The organism is Lacrimispora sp. 38-1, assembly GCF_049890855.1.
Lineage (GTDB): Bacteria > Bacillota > Clostridia > Lachnospirales > Lachnospiraceae > Lacrimispora.
The window spans coordinates 1-15985 of record NZ_JBANEW010000057.1; the positions used below are offsets into that span (position 1 = coordinate 1).

Annotated in this window: 13 protein-coding genes; 4 read left to right on the forward strand and 9 right to left on the reverse strand. The window is 42.1% G+C overall.

All coding sequences use genetic code 11. The features are described from left to right. The first annotated feature begins 143 nt into the window (after positions 1 to 143). The gene (locus V7D18_RS15460) at positions 144 to 1895 is read left to right on the forward strand and encodes a methyl-accepting chemotaxis protein (RefSeq protein ID WP_426155393.1); all 1752 of its coding nucleotides are present in this window, start codon (positions 144 to 146) and stop codon (positions 1893 to 1895) included. A 54-nt stretch (positions 1896 to 1949) separates the two neighbouring features. On the opposite strand, the gene V7D18_RS15465 is transcribed toward V7D18_RS15460, so the two are convergent. From V7D18_RS15465 to V7D18_RS15475, 3 genes are all read right to left on the reverse strand, one after another. Beyond that, positions 1950 to 3830 (reverse strand): ABC-F family ATP-binding cassette domain-containing protein, encoded by a 1881-nt coding sequence (locus V7D18_RS15465; RefSeq protein WP_426155395.1) that lies wholly within the window; start codon positions 3828 to 3830, stop codon positions 1950 to 1952. Between the two features lie 94 nt (positions 3831 to 3924). Continuing rightward, positions 3925 to 5226: a DUF1576 domain-containing protein gene (locus tag V7D18_RS15470; RefSeq protein ID WP_426155397.1), complete on the reverse strand. Its 1302-nt coding sequence runs from the start codon at positions 5224 to 5226 to the stop codon at positions 3925 to 3927. Positions 5227 to 5336: 110 nt separating this feature from the next. Continuing rightward, the gene (locus tag V7D18_RS15475; protein ID WP_426155436.1) at positions 5337 to 7940 is read right to left on the reverse strand and encodes a cation-translocating P-type ATPase; all 2604 of its coding nucleotides are present in this window, start codon (positions 7938 to 7940) and stop codon (positions 5337 to 5339) included. Positions 7941 to 8656: 716 nt separating this feature from the next. Between V7D18_RS15475 and V7D18_RS15480 the strand changes: the two genes are divergently transcribed. Together V7D18_RS15480 and V7D18_RS15485 are read left to right on the forward strand one after the other, a co-directional pair. Further along, complete coding sequence (locus V7D18_RS15480) at positions 8657 to 9295, forward strand: glycoside hydrolase family 11 protein (protein WP_426155398.1); 639 nt, start codon at positions 8657 to 8659, stop codon at positions 9293 to 9295. A gap of 106 nt (positions 9296 to 9401) precedes the next feature. Further along, entirely contained in the window at positions 9402 to 10229 is an 828-nt protein-coding gene (locus V7D18_RS15485) for a formylglycine-generating enzyme family protein (protein ID WP_426155400.1), read from the forward strand. Positions 10230 to 10303: 74 nt separating this feature from the next. On the opposite strand, the gene V7D18_RS15490 is transcribed toward V7D18_RS15485, so the two are convergent. The 5 genes from V7D18_RS15490 to V7D18_RS15510 are packed head-to-tail and all read right to left on the reverse strand — an operon-like array spanning position 10304 to position 13638. After that, entirely contained in the window at positions 10304 to 10771 is a 468-nt protein-coding gene (locus V7D18_RS15490; protein WP_426155402.1) for a GyrI-like domain-containing protein, read from the reverse strand. Next, complete coding sequence (locus tag V7D18_RS15495) at positions 10768 to 11466, reverse strand: aspartate/glutamate racemase family protein (protein ID WP_426155404.1); 699 nt, start codon at positions 11464 to 11466, stop codon at positions 10768 to 10770. Before V7D18_RS15495 ends, V7D18_RS15490 begins: the two co-directional genes overlap by 4 nt. Positions 11467 to 11509: 43 nt before the next feature. After that, entirely contained in the window at positions 11510 to 12451 is a 942-nt protein-coding gene (locus V7D18_RS15500; RefSeq protein ID WP_426155406.1) for a VOC family protein, read from the reverse strand. 20 nt (positions 12452 to 12471) lie between these two features. After that, the gene (locus V7D18_RS15505; protein ID WP_426155407.1) at positions 12472 to 12855 is read right to left on the reverse strand and encodes an SdpI family protein; all 384 of its coding nucleotides are present in this window, start codon (positions 12853 to 12855) and stop codon (positions 12472 to 12474) included. 30 nt (positions 12856 to 12885) lie between these two features. Beyond that, entirely contained in the window at positions 12886 to 13638 is a 753-nt protein-coding gene (locus V7D18_RS15510; RefSeq protein ID WP_426155409.1) for a DUF3784 domain-containing protein, read from the reverse strand. 272 nt (positions 13639 to 13910) lie between these two features. Between V7D18_RS15510 and V7D18_RS15515 the strand changes: the two genes are divergently transcribed. Beyond that, a complete protein-coding gene (locus tag V7D18_RS15515; RefSeq protein WP_426155411.1) occupies positions 13911 to 14975 on the forward strand; it encodes a helix-turn-helix domain-containing protein in 1065 nt (354 codons plus the stop codon). A gap of 64 nt (positions 14976 to 15039) precedes the next feature. Here the strand turns inward: V7D18_RS15515 and V7D18_RS15520 are convergent, their stop codons facing one another. Then, complete coding sequence (locus V7D18_RS15520) at positions 15040 to 15984, reverse strand: DUF2628 domain-containing protein (RefSeq protein WP_426155413.1); 945 nt, start codon at positions 15982 to 15984, stop codon at positions 15040 to 15042. Position 15985: the final 1 nt, after the last annotated feature.

Genomic DNA, 15985 nt, shown 5'->3' on the forward strand with positions numbered 1-15985 from the left:
AAACTCTATGTTCACAAATCAACCTAATAGTGTATGAAAAAATACATTATAAGTTCATAGTACATCGTAAGAATTCTTTGGGAGCATAACAGACAGGATCAAGCATTTTACTTAACAACAGATAAACTCAGGAGGAATTCAGTATGAAGAAATTTAAGGATTTCAGCATTACAAAAAAGCTTCTCACAGCTTTTATTAGTATGATTGTCATCATACTTTTTGTGGGAGCTGTGGGGATTTTCGGCATGGTCCGAATCAATCAGATGGATACATATTTATACGAGAATCGGACGGCTCCCATACGGGAACTGTTTAACGCATCTAACAGTATCAATCAGATTCGTTCTGACTCACGTGGGGTGGTCGTCTATGCCGGTGATGCCAAAGAATTAGAAAAGCTGGAGCAAAGTTACACTTCCAGCAAGGAATCATTTCTAAAAAATCTTGATCTTTACAGGGCAAGCATGAAAAATGCTGATATGATTCTTGTTATGGACGAAATAAGCAAGCTGTTCACAGAGTCCTATGCACCAGCCATAGAAAAATCAATTGCTGAAGCAAAGCAGGGTAATTCAAAGGAATCATTGTCCATATTATCTGGTCAGGAAGATAATATCAATAAAATATTTGAAGATTTTAATAAACTGATTGAGAGGCGTATGGAATCCGCTAAGGAAACCAGCCAGGATAACGATAAGACTGCATTAATTCTGACAATCATTCTTATTATTATCGTAATAGCCGGAGCCGGTGCTGCTCTTTACCTGAGTTTTAAGATTTCCGCTATGATCAGCAAGCCTATCAATCAGGTAGTTGAGGCCGCTAAAAAGATCGCTCTTGGACATGTAGATGTAGACTTAAATGAAATTGACACCAAAGATGAAACAGGACAACTTGCAAATGCCTTTAATGAAATGCTTGACGGAATCCGTAAACAGGTATTAATTGCGGAAGAAATCAGTAACGGTGATTTCACTCAGGAGGTTCCCCTCCGTTCCAATGAAGATACCCTGGGTCTTGCACTTCGCAAGATTGAAAATGATTTAAACAAAACTCTTCTCCTGATCAGCACAGCTGCAGAGCAGGTCAACACCGGCGCAGAACAGGTATCCTCCGCAGCACAGGCTCTTGCATCCGGCTCCACTGAACAGGCTGCAACGGTAGAAGAACTGAATGCATCCATTGCCACCGTAGCAAGACAGGCTGACCAGAACGCAACCAATGTCCGCCTTGCAGCCGGATATGTACACCAGACCGGAATAGGAGTGGAAGAAAGCAACAGCCACATGCAGAACTTAAATGGTGCCATGGAAAAAATCAGCGCTGCATCCGAGAAGATTTCCAATATTACAAAAGTTATTGAAGATATTGCATTCCAGACAAACATTCTCGCTTTAAACGCAGCAATCGAGGCTGCCCGTGCAGGCAATGCAGGAAAAGGATTTGCAGTGGTAGCTGACGAAGTACGGAATCTGGCTACAAAATCTGCAGAGGCCGCCCAGGAAACTGCCTCTCTTATCGTGAGCTCTGTGGAAGCCGTATCAGAAGGCGGACATATGGCCAGCGAGGCCGCAAGAATTCTCCGAGAAGTTTCTGAAAAATCCAGACTGGTAGAACAGGCCATTCAGGAAATCGAGAACGCTTCTGCACAGCAGGTGATTGCAATTGAAGAGATTAACCAGGGGCTCTCCCAGGTATCTTCCGTTGTTCAGACCAACGCGGCAACCGCAGAAGAAAGCTCCGCTTCCAGCGAAGAGCTGGCAGCCCAGTCCATGACTCTCCAGCAGGAGGTTGGCAAGTTCAGACTGAAAGGTGACCAGACTTTTTCCTCTTATGAATTTAAAGAGACTTCATACCCGGTTTACAATGACTTCTCAAGCTCCGACAAATATTAGTTTCATATGACAAAGGCAGGCGGGAATCCATTGCGATTCCTGACCTGCCTCTTTTTATATCAGCACATCCAAAGCTTCTTCAAACCATTCCATACAAAGACCCGTCCATGTCTCCCAGGCTTCTTCCCGCTGCCAGCTCAGGCTTTCGTAGCGCGTAGCATCACTCCAGCCATCACCTTCCCAGAATTCCCTGGATTCCTGCCAGTCCTTAAGCAGTTCTTCACAGGCACAGTCTAACTCTTTTACCCTGTCCTCTGCCTGTAAAAGACGCTCTGTTACAAGCCGCATTTTCCAGTCAGCATAGGCTTCCTCGCTGGATATTTCCTTCAGGCGGTGCCTTTCTGCTTTTGGAACCGCTCTGATCCCTGCAATTAACGCCTGCTCTTCCGCTTTGATCTGTGCAGCGATTTCCTCTCCATATACTCTCCTGCTGCGTTCCAGATAATGAGCATATTGAAAAGGATAATAAAAAACGGACTGATCTTCAAATATTAATATGGATTCCGCTACCCGGTCAAGAAAATACCGGTCATGGGATACGAATAGGATTGTTCCTGTAAAAGCCATAAATGCGGACTCCAGCGTTTCCTTCGCCTGAATATCCATATGATTGGTGGGTTCATCCAGAATAAGAAAATTGGGTCTGCTCTGTAAAAGCTCCGCCAGTACAAGCCTCGCCTTTTCACCTCCTGAAAGAACGCTCACACGTTTTCCGGCTTCCTTTCCTCCGAATAAATAGGATCCAAGAATGCTTCGAACCTCTTTTTCTGTCAGTACCGGAAACAGATCATGAAAATGATCTGCTACGGTTTTATCCGATTGAATCTCGGAAGACTGCTGGTCAAAATAGCCGATGGTGATTTGATTCCCCAGTGAATAATCCCCGGATAATCCTTCAATCAGACCGGCAGCAGTCTTTAAAAAGGTACTCTTTCCAGCTCCGTTTGGTCCAAGAATACCAATCTTCTGCCCTCTTCGAATCCGGAATGTGAGCTCGGCAAGGGGCTTATCATACCCGATTTTTAAATGTTCTGACTCAAATACCCATTTGCTTCCTAACACAGCGGGCTCAAGGGGCTGGGCAAACAGAGGAATCTCATCTTCCTCCGGCTTTTCCACCGGAACCAGCCTATCTGCTGCCTTTCTTTTGGCCCGGGCGAATGCAGCCTTATTGGGCTTGTGCTTAAAACGCTCCACCAGGTCATTTAATCTTTTTATCTCTTCCTGCTGCTTTTCATAAGCCTTTTTCTGCAGCCGGATCCGTTTCTTTTTCTCTTCCCTGTACTGCGTATAATTGCCTGGATAACGGGTCAGGGTTTTCCCTGACAGTTCATATACAATAGAAACTGTCTGATCCAGAAAGAAGCGGTCATGGGATACCATCACCACAGCTTTCCCATATCCGTTTAAATACTGTTCCAGCCACTGTATCGTCTGAATATCCAGATGATTGGTGGGCTCGTCTAACAGGAGAATATCCGGTTTCAAAAGAAGATGGCGGATCAGCGCAATTTTAGTCTGCTCTCCCCCTGAAAACTCTGACAGTTTTTTCTTCTTATCTGATTTTAAAAAACCGAATCCGGTAAACAGTATGTCGTATTCCCGCTCGTATTCAAACCGTTCCTTCGAAAACTCATTAGCAAAAGAGCAGGAAGAGAATATCTCTTCCTCCACTGTCCGCTCTTTCTCCGTAAATGCCTGCTGCTTTAAATATCCAATGGTTAATTTCCTTGCAGCTGTGATGCCGCAGTTTGGACGCTTATCGTCCCGGTCCAGCTCAAGCTCTCCCGCTATCAGCCTTAAAAGGGTGGTCTTCCCGGCTCCGTTGCTTCCGACGACTGCAATCTTTTCATTGCCGTGTATTTCAAAATTTATATGGGACAGAATTACGTTTCCTCCGGCAGAAACCGTTCCTTCTGTAATCTGGTACAGCATAGTTGAATTCCTCTGTTTTTCTTTTTGTCTTATTCTATCACAAAACCGGAATTATACAAGCATCCGGGGAATCAATCTGCACCACAGCCTGTCCTTAAAGAGAAACATGGGTTTTCGCATGCGCTTTTCTGTCCCGGATGGATTTTAACACCGGTACCAGAAAGGTAGCAATAAGACCTCCTGCAAAACCATTGTTGTAAAGATTCAGTCCCCCGTAAACGATGCCCACATTTAGAGCTGCAGAGGAGTGTAAAAATCCGGCAAGAATTCCGGCACCCACTCCGAATTCTCCTGCAATGGGCGCCAGTGTGGTGGAAAGAAGAAGCGCCAGCTGGGCGCTTGGATCGGTAATGCTCCATTTTTTTGTATAACCTCCGATGATAACGCCGATCATAACGGGCAGTATATTACGGGTGTGCTTTCCAGTTGCGCTGAAGCCAACAATGGTAAAAATCCCGCCAATGGTGGGACCATTTAAATCTCCGCCCACAAAAAGGATAATCAGGGTTGATACAATTCCATTAATTCCCATGTTAAGCAGCGTAGGCGCAAACCCCTCGGTCTTTACATAGTCCGTTCCGCTGATTCCATAGGACTTAAATATTTCCACATACCTTTTCCATACCTGATCCGACAGAAAGAAGGAAAATACTATCATTCCGAAAAATAATGCTATTAACAGCCTGGAAAATAATAAATTCTGCCCGGTTGACCAGATAAGCCGTTCCTCTATTCTGATCCCATAAGACTTCATAATAGAAACAATAATGGTAGCAATGATTCCGCAGGCAAAACCTACATTATAAAGAGAATATCCCATATGAGCATAATGGGTATGGGTGGAAAGAGGCGGAAGCACAAACCCAATGCTCATGCCAACAATAATACTTAAAACCAGCCGGACCCCTATGGGCAGATTTCCAATCTGCATGATCTGGGTAATAACCGGAGACAAACAGGTTCCGTAGAACCCCACATAGATATAACGTGTTATGGAAGTTTTGTGATAATAAGAATATAAACAGATTCCCATCATAATAGCCCAGATGTTTAAGATGTTCTTCCCAAACAGCGAAAAGCCAAACATGAGAAAGCTTGAGGTTATGGTATGACCGCTCATATCCATCCCCAGAAAATAGACGATTGCAATGCTTAATAATGTTAATACACCTGCGTTAATAAACGCAGCTCCTATGCCTCCTATGGCAATGTAATCCGTAATCAGGAAATCCGGCTCCTGTACGATGGTGATGATTCCCCTCCAGATTTCATCAAACGGCTGCAGGCAAAATCCTGCAACAATAAAATAAATCGGCACCAGGGCAAGAATCTGGAATTTGGTCCGCCTGGAAAGCGGTCTGTAATTTCTGAATCTCAATGAAGGTTGTCCTGTCATGTCGTTTTGTTTCCCTCTCCTATATTAAGTTTTCGTTACAAAACCATTTTATCATTAATAAAAAAGAGGTTCAACTCTTTTTTTTTAAGTCTGAACCTCTTTTACTGAAACTATTTTCCAATTTCTCTTACTGCTTTTGTCAGCTGTATTATTACAGTCGGAATAATGGCCAGCCCATATACAATTCCGATCTGTGAGCCGGTTAAAGGTGTTACAGAAAACAGCTTTTCCATAACAGGAACAAACAAAACCAGACTCAGTAAAGCAAATCCAAGTACAAATGCTCCCAGACTATACCAGTTTCCTTTAAATCCCAGTCTGAAGATTGACTGGCTACTTCTGCAGTTAAACCCATGGAAGAGCCGTGAAAGAGTTAAAGTGGCAAATGCCATCGTACTGGCAGCCGCCGCACCTGACTGTCTTAAGCCAAGATGGAATGCGGTCATGGTACATACTGAAATGAGCGCTCCCTGAATCATGACCTTTGTCATAAATTCTTTCGTAAGGATACCTTCCTTCGGATCTCTGGGTTTCTGGCTCAGCAGTCCGTGCTCCGCCGGTTCCATGCCGATTGCAATTGCCGGGAGGGAATCGGTAAGCAGGTTAATAAACAACAAATGAACCGGTGCAAACGGAATCGGCAAAGCCATGATGGAAGTATAAAGAACTGAAAAAATTCCCGCCATATTGCCCGACAATAAAAACTGAATGGCATTTTTGATATTCCGGTATACATTTCTTCCATTTGCCACTGCTTTTATAATAGTAGCAAAATTATCATCTGACAGAATCATGGAAGCAGCATCCTTTGATACTTCCGTACCCGTAATTCCCATGGCTACTCCAATATCGGCCTTCTTAAGCGCAGGAGCATCATTCACCCCATCTCCAGTCATGGAAACGATATTGCCTCTTCTCTGCCATGCATCCACAATGCGGATCTTGTTCTCCGGAGAAACCCTCGCATAGACTGAGATATTAACAATCTTCCCATCCAACTCCTGATCTGTCATGGCATCCAGTTCAGCACCGGTAACCGCTAAATCTCCCTCTTCAAAAATTCCAATCTGTTTAGCAATGGCTGTTGCCGTAATTTTATGATCTCCGGTAATCATAACCGGGCGGATTCCTGCTGTTTTAGCATCTGCCACAGCTGCTTTTGACTCTTCCCTTGGCGGGTCCACCATGGAAACAAGACCAAGGAAAATGAAATTATTCTCGGAATGAAGGGAAAGTACATGAGACTCTTCCACTTCCTTATAACCAAAAGCCAGAACACGAAGTCCATTTTCAGAAAACATCATATTCTGTTTTAAAATATCTTCCTTATCTGATTCTGTCAACTCTCTGATGCCCTGGGAGGTACGTATACTCACCGTCCGGTCTAATAAAACATCAACCGCTCCTTTGGTCAGAATGGTTGGAACACCGTGCAGTTTGTATTTGGTACTCATCAGCTTACGGTCAGAATCAAAGGGGATCTCTTCCAGTCTGTGCATCAGATCCCTGATGGTATTATGGCTGACAGATATCTTACCTGCCATTTCAAGAAGTGCGTATTCCGTAGGATCACCAATTCCTTTTCCATCGGCAATGGTGGAATCATTGGTCAGAACTGCATCATAAAGCAGATAACGGTGAAGCTGGTTGGTCAGCTCCAGCTCCTCAGGTTTCAATATCTGATTATCTAAGTAAATTTCCTGAACCGTCATCTTATTCTGGGTAAGTGTTCCGGTTTTATCAGAACAGATTACGGAAACACAGCCAAGGCTTTCCACTGCCTTCAATTCCTTGATGATGGCGTTTTCTTTTGCCATACGCTGGGTTCCCATGGCCTGGACAATGGTAACAATAGAGCTTAAGGCTTCGGGAATTGCAGCTACTGCCAGTGCGACTGCAAACATCATGGAATCAAGAAGCGGCATTTTACGATACAGGCTTAATAAAAATACCACTCCGCATATAGCCATGATTACCGTAGCAAGGCGGCTGGAAAACTGATCCAGGCTGACTTGAAGAGGCGTCTTTTTTTCTTTTGTAGCATTCATCAGACTGGCTATCTTACCGATTTCTGTCTTCATGCCCGTATCTGTAACCACAACAACTGCTCTTCCGTAGGTGACCAGGCTTCCGGAATATACCATATTGGTTCTGTCTGCCAGCGCAGCGGAAATCTCCAGGGTTCCATCTTCTTTATCCACATTGGTGGATTCTCCGGTGAGAGAGCTTTCATTAACCTGAAGAGAATAATTATTTAAGATTCTTCCGTCTGCCACCACCATATCGCCGGCTTCCAGCATGAGAATATCTCCAGGTACGACTTCCCTGGAAGCCACTTCCGTCTTCGTTCCATCCCTCATGACTCTCGCATTTGGTGAGGATAAGGATTTTAAGCTTGCCAGAGATTTTTGGGCCTTTTCATGCTGAACCGTTCCCAATACAGCGTTGAGTATTATAACTGCCATAATAACGATTGTGCTCTCCACATTTCCTGACAGCATGGAAATCACAGCAGCTGCGACCAGGATTACCACCAGAAGGTCTTTAAACTGCTCTGCAAATACTTCAATCGTACTTTTTTTCTTTCCTTCCTCCAGGACATTCTCACCTTTTTCCTTAAGAAGTGCGGACGCCTTTTCTGAACTCAATCCTTCTTTTTGTGTGTGAAGCTCTTTTAATATCTCAAATTCGCTCTTCTGATACCATTCGTTCAATCCAATCCTCCATTCTGACACCCCTTTGGGATGCCCCGCATCAAAAATGTATACCTCAGCTCCGATAATGATTGTTTCAAAAAAGGAAATAAAAAAGACTTTTAACGTACTTTTCTGAAAAAAAATGTTCAGAACAAGTACATTAAAAGTCTGGTAACCACTATCTGGTACGCACCGCCAGACTGTACAATTACAGCCAGGATGTTGACGGTACATTTAAACTACTCCCTTTTAATTAACTATGCAATTATAATCAGATACCGAAAGCTTCATGAGTACTGATTATACCCGGGGCCATGTCATCTGTCAAGTAATTTTCACTTCCTGTAAGTTATTTCTCTGCTCATTGTCTCACTTAGAACATCTTTCCATATATGAAAAAGTAACTGTAATTGTTTCTTTATCACCTGGAGTACGGTTATAATATTAGTTAAATTAACTAAAAATTCCATTTTTTGTATAATATAATTTACAAATGTTTCTTTATCTGATATCATATTTATTATAAAATTATTTTACTATTATAGAAGAAATATCAGACTATTCTATTACATTCATTATTCTCCAGGGCTGACTCTCAACCGCAGACTAAATCCACCATAACAACAATGATACTAATAAAATCGTGCAAAAAAGTAAAAGGAGGGGTTCCGGTAATATTTATATCGTATGTAGGTAAGTGTATGAATCTGTAATATAAACAGGAGGGGTTTAAAATGAATGAATTAAGCAAAAAGGTCTTATCATTAGTTTTTGCAATCGCTATGTGTTTTTCAGGAATATTTTCCAGTACAGCCTTTGCAGCAACCGATTACTGGCAAAACTATACAGACGGAGGCGGAACCGTTAATATGGTTAATGGCTCCGGAGGTAATTTCAGTGTAAATTGGACAAACTGTGGAAACTTCGTGGTTGGAAAAGGCTGGGGTGCCGGAAGTCCTTCCAGAGTTGTCAACTATAACGCCGGCGTTTTTTCTCCATCCGGCAACAGCTACTTAACGTTTTATGGCTGGACAAGGAATTCCCTGATTGAATATTATGTAGTTGACAGCTGGGGAACCTACAGACCTACGGGAACCTATAAAGGAACCGTTAACAGCGATGGAGCCAACTATGACATATATACAACCATGCGTTATAATGCTCCCTCTATTGACGGTTATCAGACATTTCCACAGTACTGGAGTGTCAGACAGTCAAAGAGGCCTACGGGCGGCAATTCCCAGATTAACTTCGGGAACCATGTGAATGCATGGAGAAATAAGGGCATGAACTTAGGAAATTCCTGGTCCTATCAGGCATTTTGTGTAGAAGGATATCAAAGCAGCGGTAATGCAAATGTAACCGTCTGGTAATCTGGTCTGCATTTCTGGCAGCCGTTAATTAACATATACTTACCTACATACTATTTAAATATTATTGAATCAGATTGGAAGAAAGACTTAAGAAAGGGACTTGTCTATGAGGAAAAAGCTGGTCTTGCTTTTGATTGCTGTGACTGTCATTTCCTGGGGATGTTCCAATAAGGAAACGGATGACCTTGTGCTGGTGGAAGGAAGATCTGCGATTGCTGTCTCAGCCGGAACGAATCAGGATGAACCGGCTATCCGGGATTTCTACATAGGGAAGCACGAGGTTACTCAGGAAGAATGGACGGAAGTAATGGGAAGTAATCCTTCCGCTTTTAAAGGCAGTCATCTTCCGGTTGAATCTGTAAGCTGGTATGACAGCATAGAATATTGCAATAAGAGAAGTGAAAAGGAAGGACTTGCTCCTTATTACAAAATTGAAAAGAACCAGGATCCGGATAATATCTGCGATTATGACGATATCAGGTGGACTGTCACAGTGAATGAAGGGGCAAATGGGTACCGCCTTCCTACCGAAGCCGAGTGGACCTATGCTGCTGGCGGAGGATCAAAAAGCCAGAATTATACTTACAGCGGAAGTTCAGATGAAGAAGAAACTGTGTGGTATTGGAGAAATGCCGGAAAAGAGTATTTAAAGGGCGACTGGAACTGGCCCGACATCGAGACCAATCAGAACAAAACGCACCCTGTTGGAAGTAAGAAAGCCAATGAACTGGGAATTTCCGATATGTCCGGGAATGTCAGGGAATGGTGTTATGAATGGTATCAGGATACCAGGATTCCAAAAGGTTTTTACAGGGTGTGGAAAGGAGGCGGCTGGGTAGGCGATATTACCAGCTGCAAAATATCCTACCGGGGTAAATTTGAGCCTAACGGCAAGGGTGCGGATATGGGGATTCGTGTATGCAGGGACAGATAACCTTAAATGATATAATTTGTATGAGGCCGGTCTTTTGACCGGCCTCATATTCACATTTTAAGAATCCACCGAATTTACTCCTGTTTTTTTCTATGAAAGGGCAGTTGGATTTCCGTCAAAAATCCACTTTGTACGCTGTAATCAGGCAGATATGTCTCTCTTGGATACCCGCATATGCTGTAATTTTTACTCTTAACAAAGGCAAATAATTCATCATAGGCTGGTTTCAGGTTATCATACGTTTCCGATACTATGACATAGGCAGCCTCGCTTTCGGGAACAATCTGATACTGTATCGATTCTGTATTTTCCATTAATTCCTCTACTTCCAGCCATAATTCCATATCATAATTGTACTCTCTATATTCATTTACATGGAATACGGTATAAAAATTTTCAGGCTTTTTTCCTGCTGCTCCTGCCTCAGCAAGCTTTATCTCAAAATCCCGGCTGAACTTCTCTATTAAGTCATCGGTAACAGAAGCAACATGATGATGGGCACTTGCAACGATCATTTGGGGAATCACTTTTTCTTTCGTCACAGCTGCACCTCTAAGGAAAGCTTTGCTGCCTTAACCGCATGAATTTTCGTTGTGTCAAATACGGGCAGATCCACATCTTTCTGCTGAATTAAAAGTCCAATTTCCGTACAACCAAGAATAACTCCCTGTGCCCCGCGGTTCTTTAAGCTTTCGATTATATGAAGGTACGTTTCCTTCGATGTTTCCAAAACAGAACCAAGACATAATTCGTCATAAATAACGCTGTTTACTACCTCAATATCCTGCCCTTCGGGAATCAGAACCGTAATGCCTTCATTTTCCAGCTTTTCTTTGTAAAATTCCTGAGTCATGGTATATTTCGTCCCCAGCAATGCTACTGTCGTAATATGATGCTGTTTTAATTCCTCAGCCGTCACCTCGGCAATGTGGATAATCGGAATATTAATTCTCTTTTGTATCTGAGGTACCATTTTATGCATGGTATTGGTCCCAATTACAAGAAAGTCCGCTCCAGCTTTTTCAAGAGCTTCTGCCGCCGCGGATAGAATATCCCCACTTTTCTCCCAGTCACCCTCCGCCTGACAGCGCTCAATTTCTGAAAAATCCACACTGTATAAAAGAATTTTGGCCGAATGATATCCTCCAAGTTCGTCCTTTACCGTCTCATTCATAATCTGATAATAGGTAACTGTACTTTCCCAGCTCATACCTCCAATTAACCCAATTGTTTTCATAAAATATCTCCTGCTTCTTCTATCATATAATATATATTTAATTTTAAAAGTATCTGCTATATTCCCCTGTGGGAACAGGGTTTTCCAACCCTAATACTCTGGGCCACAAACCGGTATCTGCTGTGATAAAGCCCATTACCATCCCCATGTGGGTATGTAAATGCCGAAACTGCGCTAATATCAGTGTAAATTTGCTATATTCACAGTCCCTGGGCATATACATTAATTCATCATCAGTCAGTTTCAGAAGATAATACGTAATCTTACGGCTGATTCCATAAAAATAGTCATTGATCTCATCTCTTGTCAGCTGTTTAACGGATACCGCATCCAGATTGTTTAAATTCTTTTCATGAATCTCCGGTTCCCCATATTCTTTGTCTCTGGGATTGATAAACCACAGATCCAGGGAATGAAGCATGTGGTAAATATGCTTCCAGCAGGGCATTTTACAGTATTCCTTGTTCCACATTTCATCGGGAACACATTCAATTACATTTTTCACTTCCCATAAAGCCCGGTTTGTCTGATCGGATATTATTTCAGTCAATGCAGTTTCTTTTTTAATCACCCTGTCTGCCATAGGGTGTCCTTCACGAAACTGAACCAGATCCCAGAGATTTCCATACAGATCTTCAAACACAGCCACAATGCCATATTCCTGAACCTTGGGCTCCCGGATAAATGTAATTCCCAGCTCCTTCATCTCTTCATAATCTCTGTAAAAATCATCCGTTCCCAAAAACAGGAATACCCTTCCTCCCGCCTGATTGCCGATAAAAGGTTCCTGTTCCGGCTTAGAGGCTTTTGCCAGCAAGACCGTGGTCCCACAGGCACCCGGCGGAGAAACCACAACCCAGCGCTTATCCTGCTCTGGCTGATACGTATCCTCTGTCAATATAAAATGAAGTTTTTTTGTATAAAAATCAATGGCCTCATCATAATCCTTTATAACCAGCGCGATGTGTACCAGTGCCTGTGTCATAATTATGTTCTCCTTTGTTTTTAAATCTGTATACGATTTCCGTCTTTATCAAAATTCTTCCTTAATGCGATTTCCGTGGGGATCACGGAAGCAATCAGTATAACCGTCTGAACGCCTATGACCACTGAACTGAAAATGCCAACTGTTTCTGTATCTTTTCCAATAACAAAAAGCATTACTAAAATTGACGGAACCAGCATCCAGTAACCCACGGTTCGCCAGATTTTCCCGCAATGGTGATGCGCAAACACCCATGTATCTTTATTTTTCATGGACATTGAAGTTCTGTATCCTGCCAGATGGTTTATTTCTTTTGGTGGCCTTTTGCTAAAAATATAGCCGATCACAATCATAATAAACGGCAGCAGCAAATTCATTGCTGTCATAAAAGCCCAAAAACCCATATTTTCCACTCCTCTCCGAAATTTATACTGCTATTTTAACAGGGACTCCAACCGGCTGTAAAGCGCCTCCGTTTTTTCCCGGGTCTGATCATTTATAATATGCAGACCTTCTTCTGTTTCAATCAGGATAAAAGGTGGTCTGGATGCATCTATATATACGTGGGCAGTTATCCCGTCCGCATCAAATCTGCCTTTTAAGATAGAACCCAAATCAGAACCATTTTTCTTATTTAATTTAAAAGGCATGGCTTCTTCCAGCTTAATATTTTTTATTCCGTCAAGCGGAACAGTCTCACCATAAAAGGATGATATCTTCAGGGTATCACCGCTTATTGTATAAACAGGGGGTAATGATGCCCGGTACATAGTGATACTCACCAAAAGGAGAACCGGAAACATTACAATGCAGAGACCTGCGATAATAAATAACGTTTCCTTTTTGCTTTTGCCAATGTCTTTTTTATTCTCATACCCTTCTTTATAACACCGTGTATTGGAAAAATATATGGTAATTCCGATATCTGCGATAATAAAGATAAAATAAAAAATAAAATAGGGAGTGCGATAAATACTGTCTAATGGTATTATAAACAGGCCCGCCGTCGCAAAAAGTATGAGTAACATAGAAACCCCTGCCGTCCGGCACAGCTTTTGTGCATTATACTTTTCCTTTTCCTCCTGGCTTGACGTATTATATCCGGCAATGAGAAATGAACCGTGTCCTGTCAGTAAAACAGCTGATAAAACAAATAACAGTATAAAAATAATCCATACAGCAAACATTGCATCAACCTCCTGTACCCTGTGATAACATGTACCTGAAATTTTAATTGAGACGTTTATCATCTCTTAATTATCAGAATATTACAAATAAGTAATAAGATCAAGTGATTTGACATCTTTATTTTTTAGAATACTAATTTGTGCTGTATACGCAGACTTAACCTGCGGTTAATTTTCTCATCTGCAGATTAATCAATACTCCATTGAAGTATTAAAGCAGATCTGATACGATTACATCATCATACTGATTTATAAAACCGGAGGACAATCCAATGCCATTAAACATCGTTATTCGTGAAAAAAGAAAAGAAGCCGGACTTACCCAGGAAGAAATAGCGGACTATTTAGGCGTATCTGCCCCCGCCGTCAGCAAATGGGAAAAGGGAAGCACATCGCCTGATATCAGCCTGCTGCCTGCCCTGGCGCGCCTTTTGAAGATTGATATCAATACGCTTCTCTGTTTTCATGAAGAACTATCCAGGGACGAAGTCAGCCAGCTCTGCAAAGAAATTATGGATGTGATTCAAAATGAGGGGTTTGAGACCGGCTTTCTTCTGACCATGGAAAAAATCCGTGAATATCCAACCTGCGGCCACTTTATTCACACGGCCGCTTTGCTGTTAGAGGGAGCCATGCTGATGAGTGGTATGAGTACCGGGGAAAAGAAAAAATACAGCAGTCAGATTACCGCCTTTTATGAACAAGCTGCCAGATACGGGGATGAACAAACCCGCAGCCAGGCGAATTTTATGCTGGCTTCCAACTACACAAGAAACGGGGAATATGACAAAGCACAAAAGCTGTTAGATTTGCTGCCGGAACGAAGCGCCATCGACAAACGGCCTCTTTTGGCAGAGCTTTTGATTACTCAGGGAAAAACAGATAAAGCCGGAGAACTTTTAGAACGAAGACTTCTAATGACAGTTCAGGAAACCCAGGTGATATTAATGAAACTGTCTGATATCGCTCTAAAAGAAGAACAGCCGCAGAATGCAGCAGAAATATCGGAACGTTCTTCCAAACTGGCAGAACTGTTTGGAATCCAGGAATATGATACCTATATAGCCCCCCTTCAGTCCGCTATTGACCAGAAAAATGTTTCAGAAAGCATATCTCTCTTAAAATCCATACTGTCCTCCCTTCTTCACCCCGTGGATTTGGGTAACTCTATGTTGTACCGGCACATTCCAATGCCCAACTATACGGGAGATATCCGGAATAAAATGATTAAAGTCATTCTCAGGGAACTTGAAGACGACGATAAGTATTCTTACCTGCATTCCAGTGAAGAGTTTGAACAATTAATGAAGAAGTTCCGGTCTGTGCAGGTGAAGTGAGTCAGATTTAAGCCGAGCCGCGGGAAACTTCCCCGGCTCGGCTTAAATCTGATCTCAATATGGCTTAAATAACGTTCATCAATTGAATATGTTGGCACGAACCAACAATATCCTCATACGTGGATTTATATTTCTCAAACTGACTTGGCGTAATACTCTGTACAATAATTGCAAATTTCTCAAAATCTTCAAACTCTGCTAAAGAGAATATATAATAATATTTATAACTATCCAGTTCACAGGAATACAGGACAGTTTTTATCCTCTTTTCCCCAACTTTTTCATCTTTCATTACCTCAATAAATTCGGGATTATCACATTTTGCCAGCACTTCATCAATGTATAAAGATAAAGCATTTTCAGGGCTGATGTTATCCGCAAAATCTGCTTTATCATACTCTAAAACTCCTGTATATAGATCTTCATCATATGTCAGGCATTTCAAATCTAAAGTAGTATTCTCTTTCTCTTGTCTCCAATCATTCGGGAATGTAAATGAAAAATTGTCTGTTTTGAAAGTTTTGGACTGCACCGCCTGTGAATGAATTTCGTTTTCTCCAGTGGGGAATAATGCAATACCTGTTATAACAGCGGCAGCGAGAGAAACCACTATCAGTAAAGTAACGAAGATACTCAAAACATTTGTACCGCCATGTCTTTTTATGTACTGTACCGCCTCCCATTGTGTCATCTGGGAGGTTTGTGCTATGGTCTTTTTTGCTTTGTCTCGATAATAAGAGTTTGCATAGATTCCAACTAATATATGCAGAACCAGTCCGCCTCCCGGAATAATCATGGAAAAAAAAGAAAGCAGCCCAAATAAAAAAGCTTCTAAATACATTTTTCTGTATGCCAGCCAGTAAATCGGAAAAAAGAACGCCGGCCAGTTCCAGCTTGTAAAGGTTTGTTGTACCATTTTACCACGCCATTGATTATTGTAATATTGATAATTATCCCCTACGAATAATTCGTCATTTCTGTCATCTAATATCTGTTGTTCCCCTGTCATG

Excerpts from the sequence above, each read along its gene's own strand:
- V7D18_RS15520 (WP_426155413.1), bottom strand. The coding sequence starts at position 15,984 with ATGACAGGGGAACAACAGATATTAGATGACAGAAATGACGAATTATTC.
- V7D18_RS15495 (WP_426155404.1), bottom strand. The coding sequence starts at position 11,466 with ATGAAAACAATTGGGTTAATTGGAGGTATGAGCTGGGAAAGTACAGTT.
- V7D18_RS15470 (WP_426155397.1), bottom strand. The coding sequence starts at position 5,226 with ATGACAGGACAACCTTCATTGAGATTCAGAAATTACAGACCGCTTTCC.
- V7D18_RS15485 (WP_426155400.1), top strand. The coding sequence starts at position 9,402 with ATGAGGAAAAAGCTGGTCTTGCTTTTGATTGCTGTGACTGTCATTTCC.
- V7D18_RS15510 (WP_426155409.1), bottom strand. The coding sequence starts at position 13,638 with ATGTTTGCTGTATGGATTATTTTTATACTGTTATTTGTTTTATCAGCT.
- V7D18_RS15515 (WP_426155411.1), top strand. The coding sequence starts at position 13,911 with ATGCCATTAAACATCGTTATTCGTGAAAAAAGAAAAGAAGCCGGACTT.
- V7D18_RS15505 (WP_426155407.1), bottom strand. The coding sequence starts at position 12,855 with ATGGGTTTTTGGGCTTTTATGACAGCAATGAATTTGCTGCTGCCGTTT.
- V7D18_RS15500 (WP_426155406.1), bottom strand. The coding sequence starts at position 12,451 with ATGACACAGGCACTGGTACACATCGCGCTGGTTATAAAGGATTATGAT.
- V7D18_RS15480 (WP_426155398.1), top strand. The coding sequence starts at position 8,657 with ATGAATGAATTAAGCAAAAAGGTCTTATCATTAGTTTTTGCAATCGCT.
- V7D18_RS15465 (WP_426155395.1), bottom strand. The coding sequence starts at position 3,830 with ATGCTGTACCAGATTACAGAAGGAACGGTTTCTGCCGGAGGAAACGTA.
- V7D18_RS15460 (WP_426155393.1), top strand. The coding sequence starts at position 144 with ATGAAGAAATTTAAGGATTTCAGCATTACAAAAAAGCTTCTCACAGCT.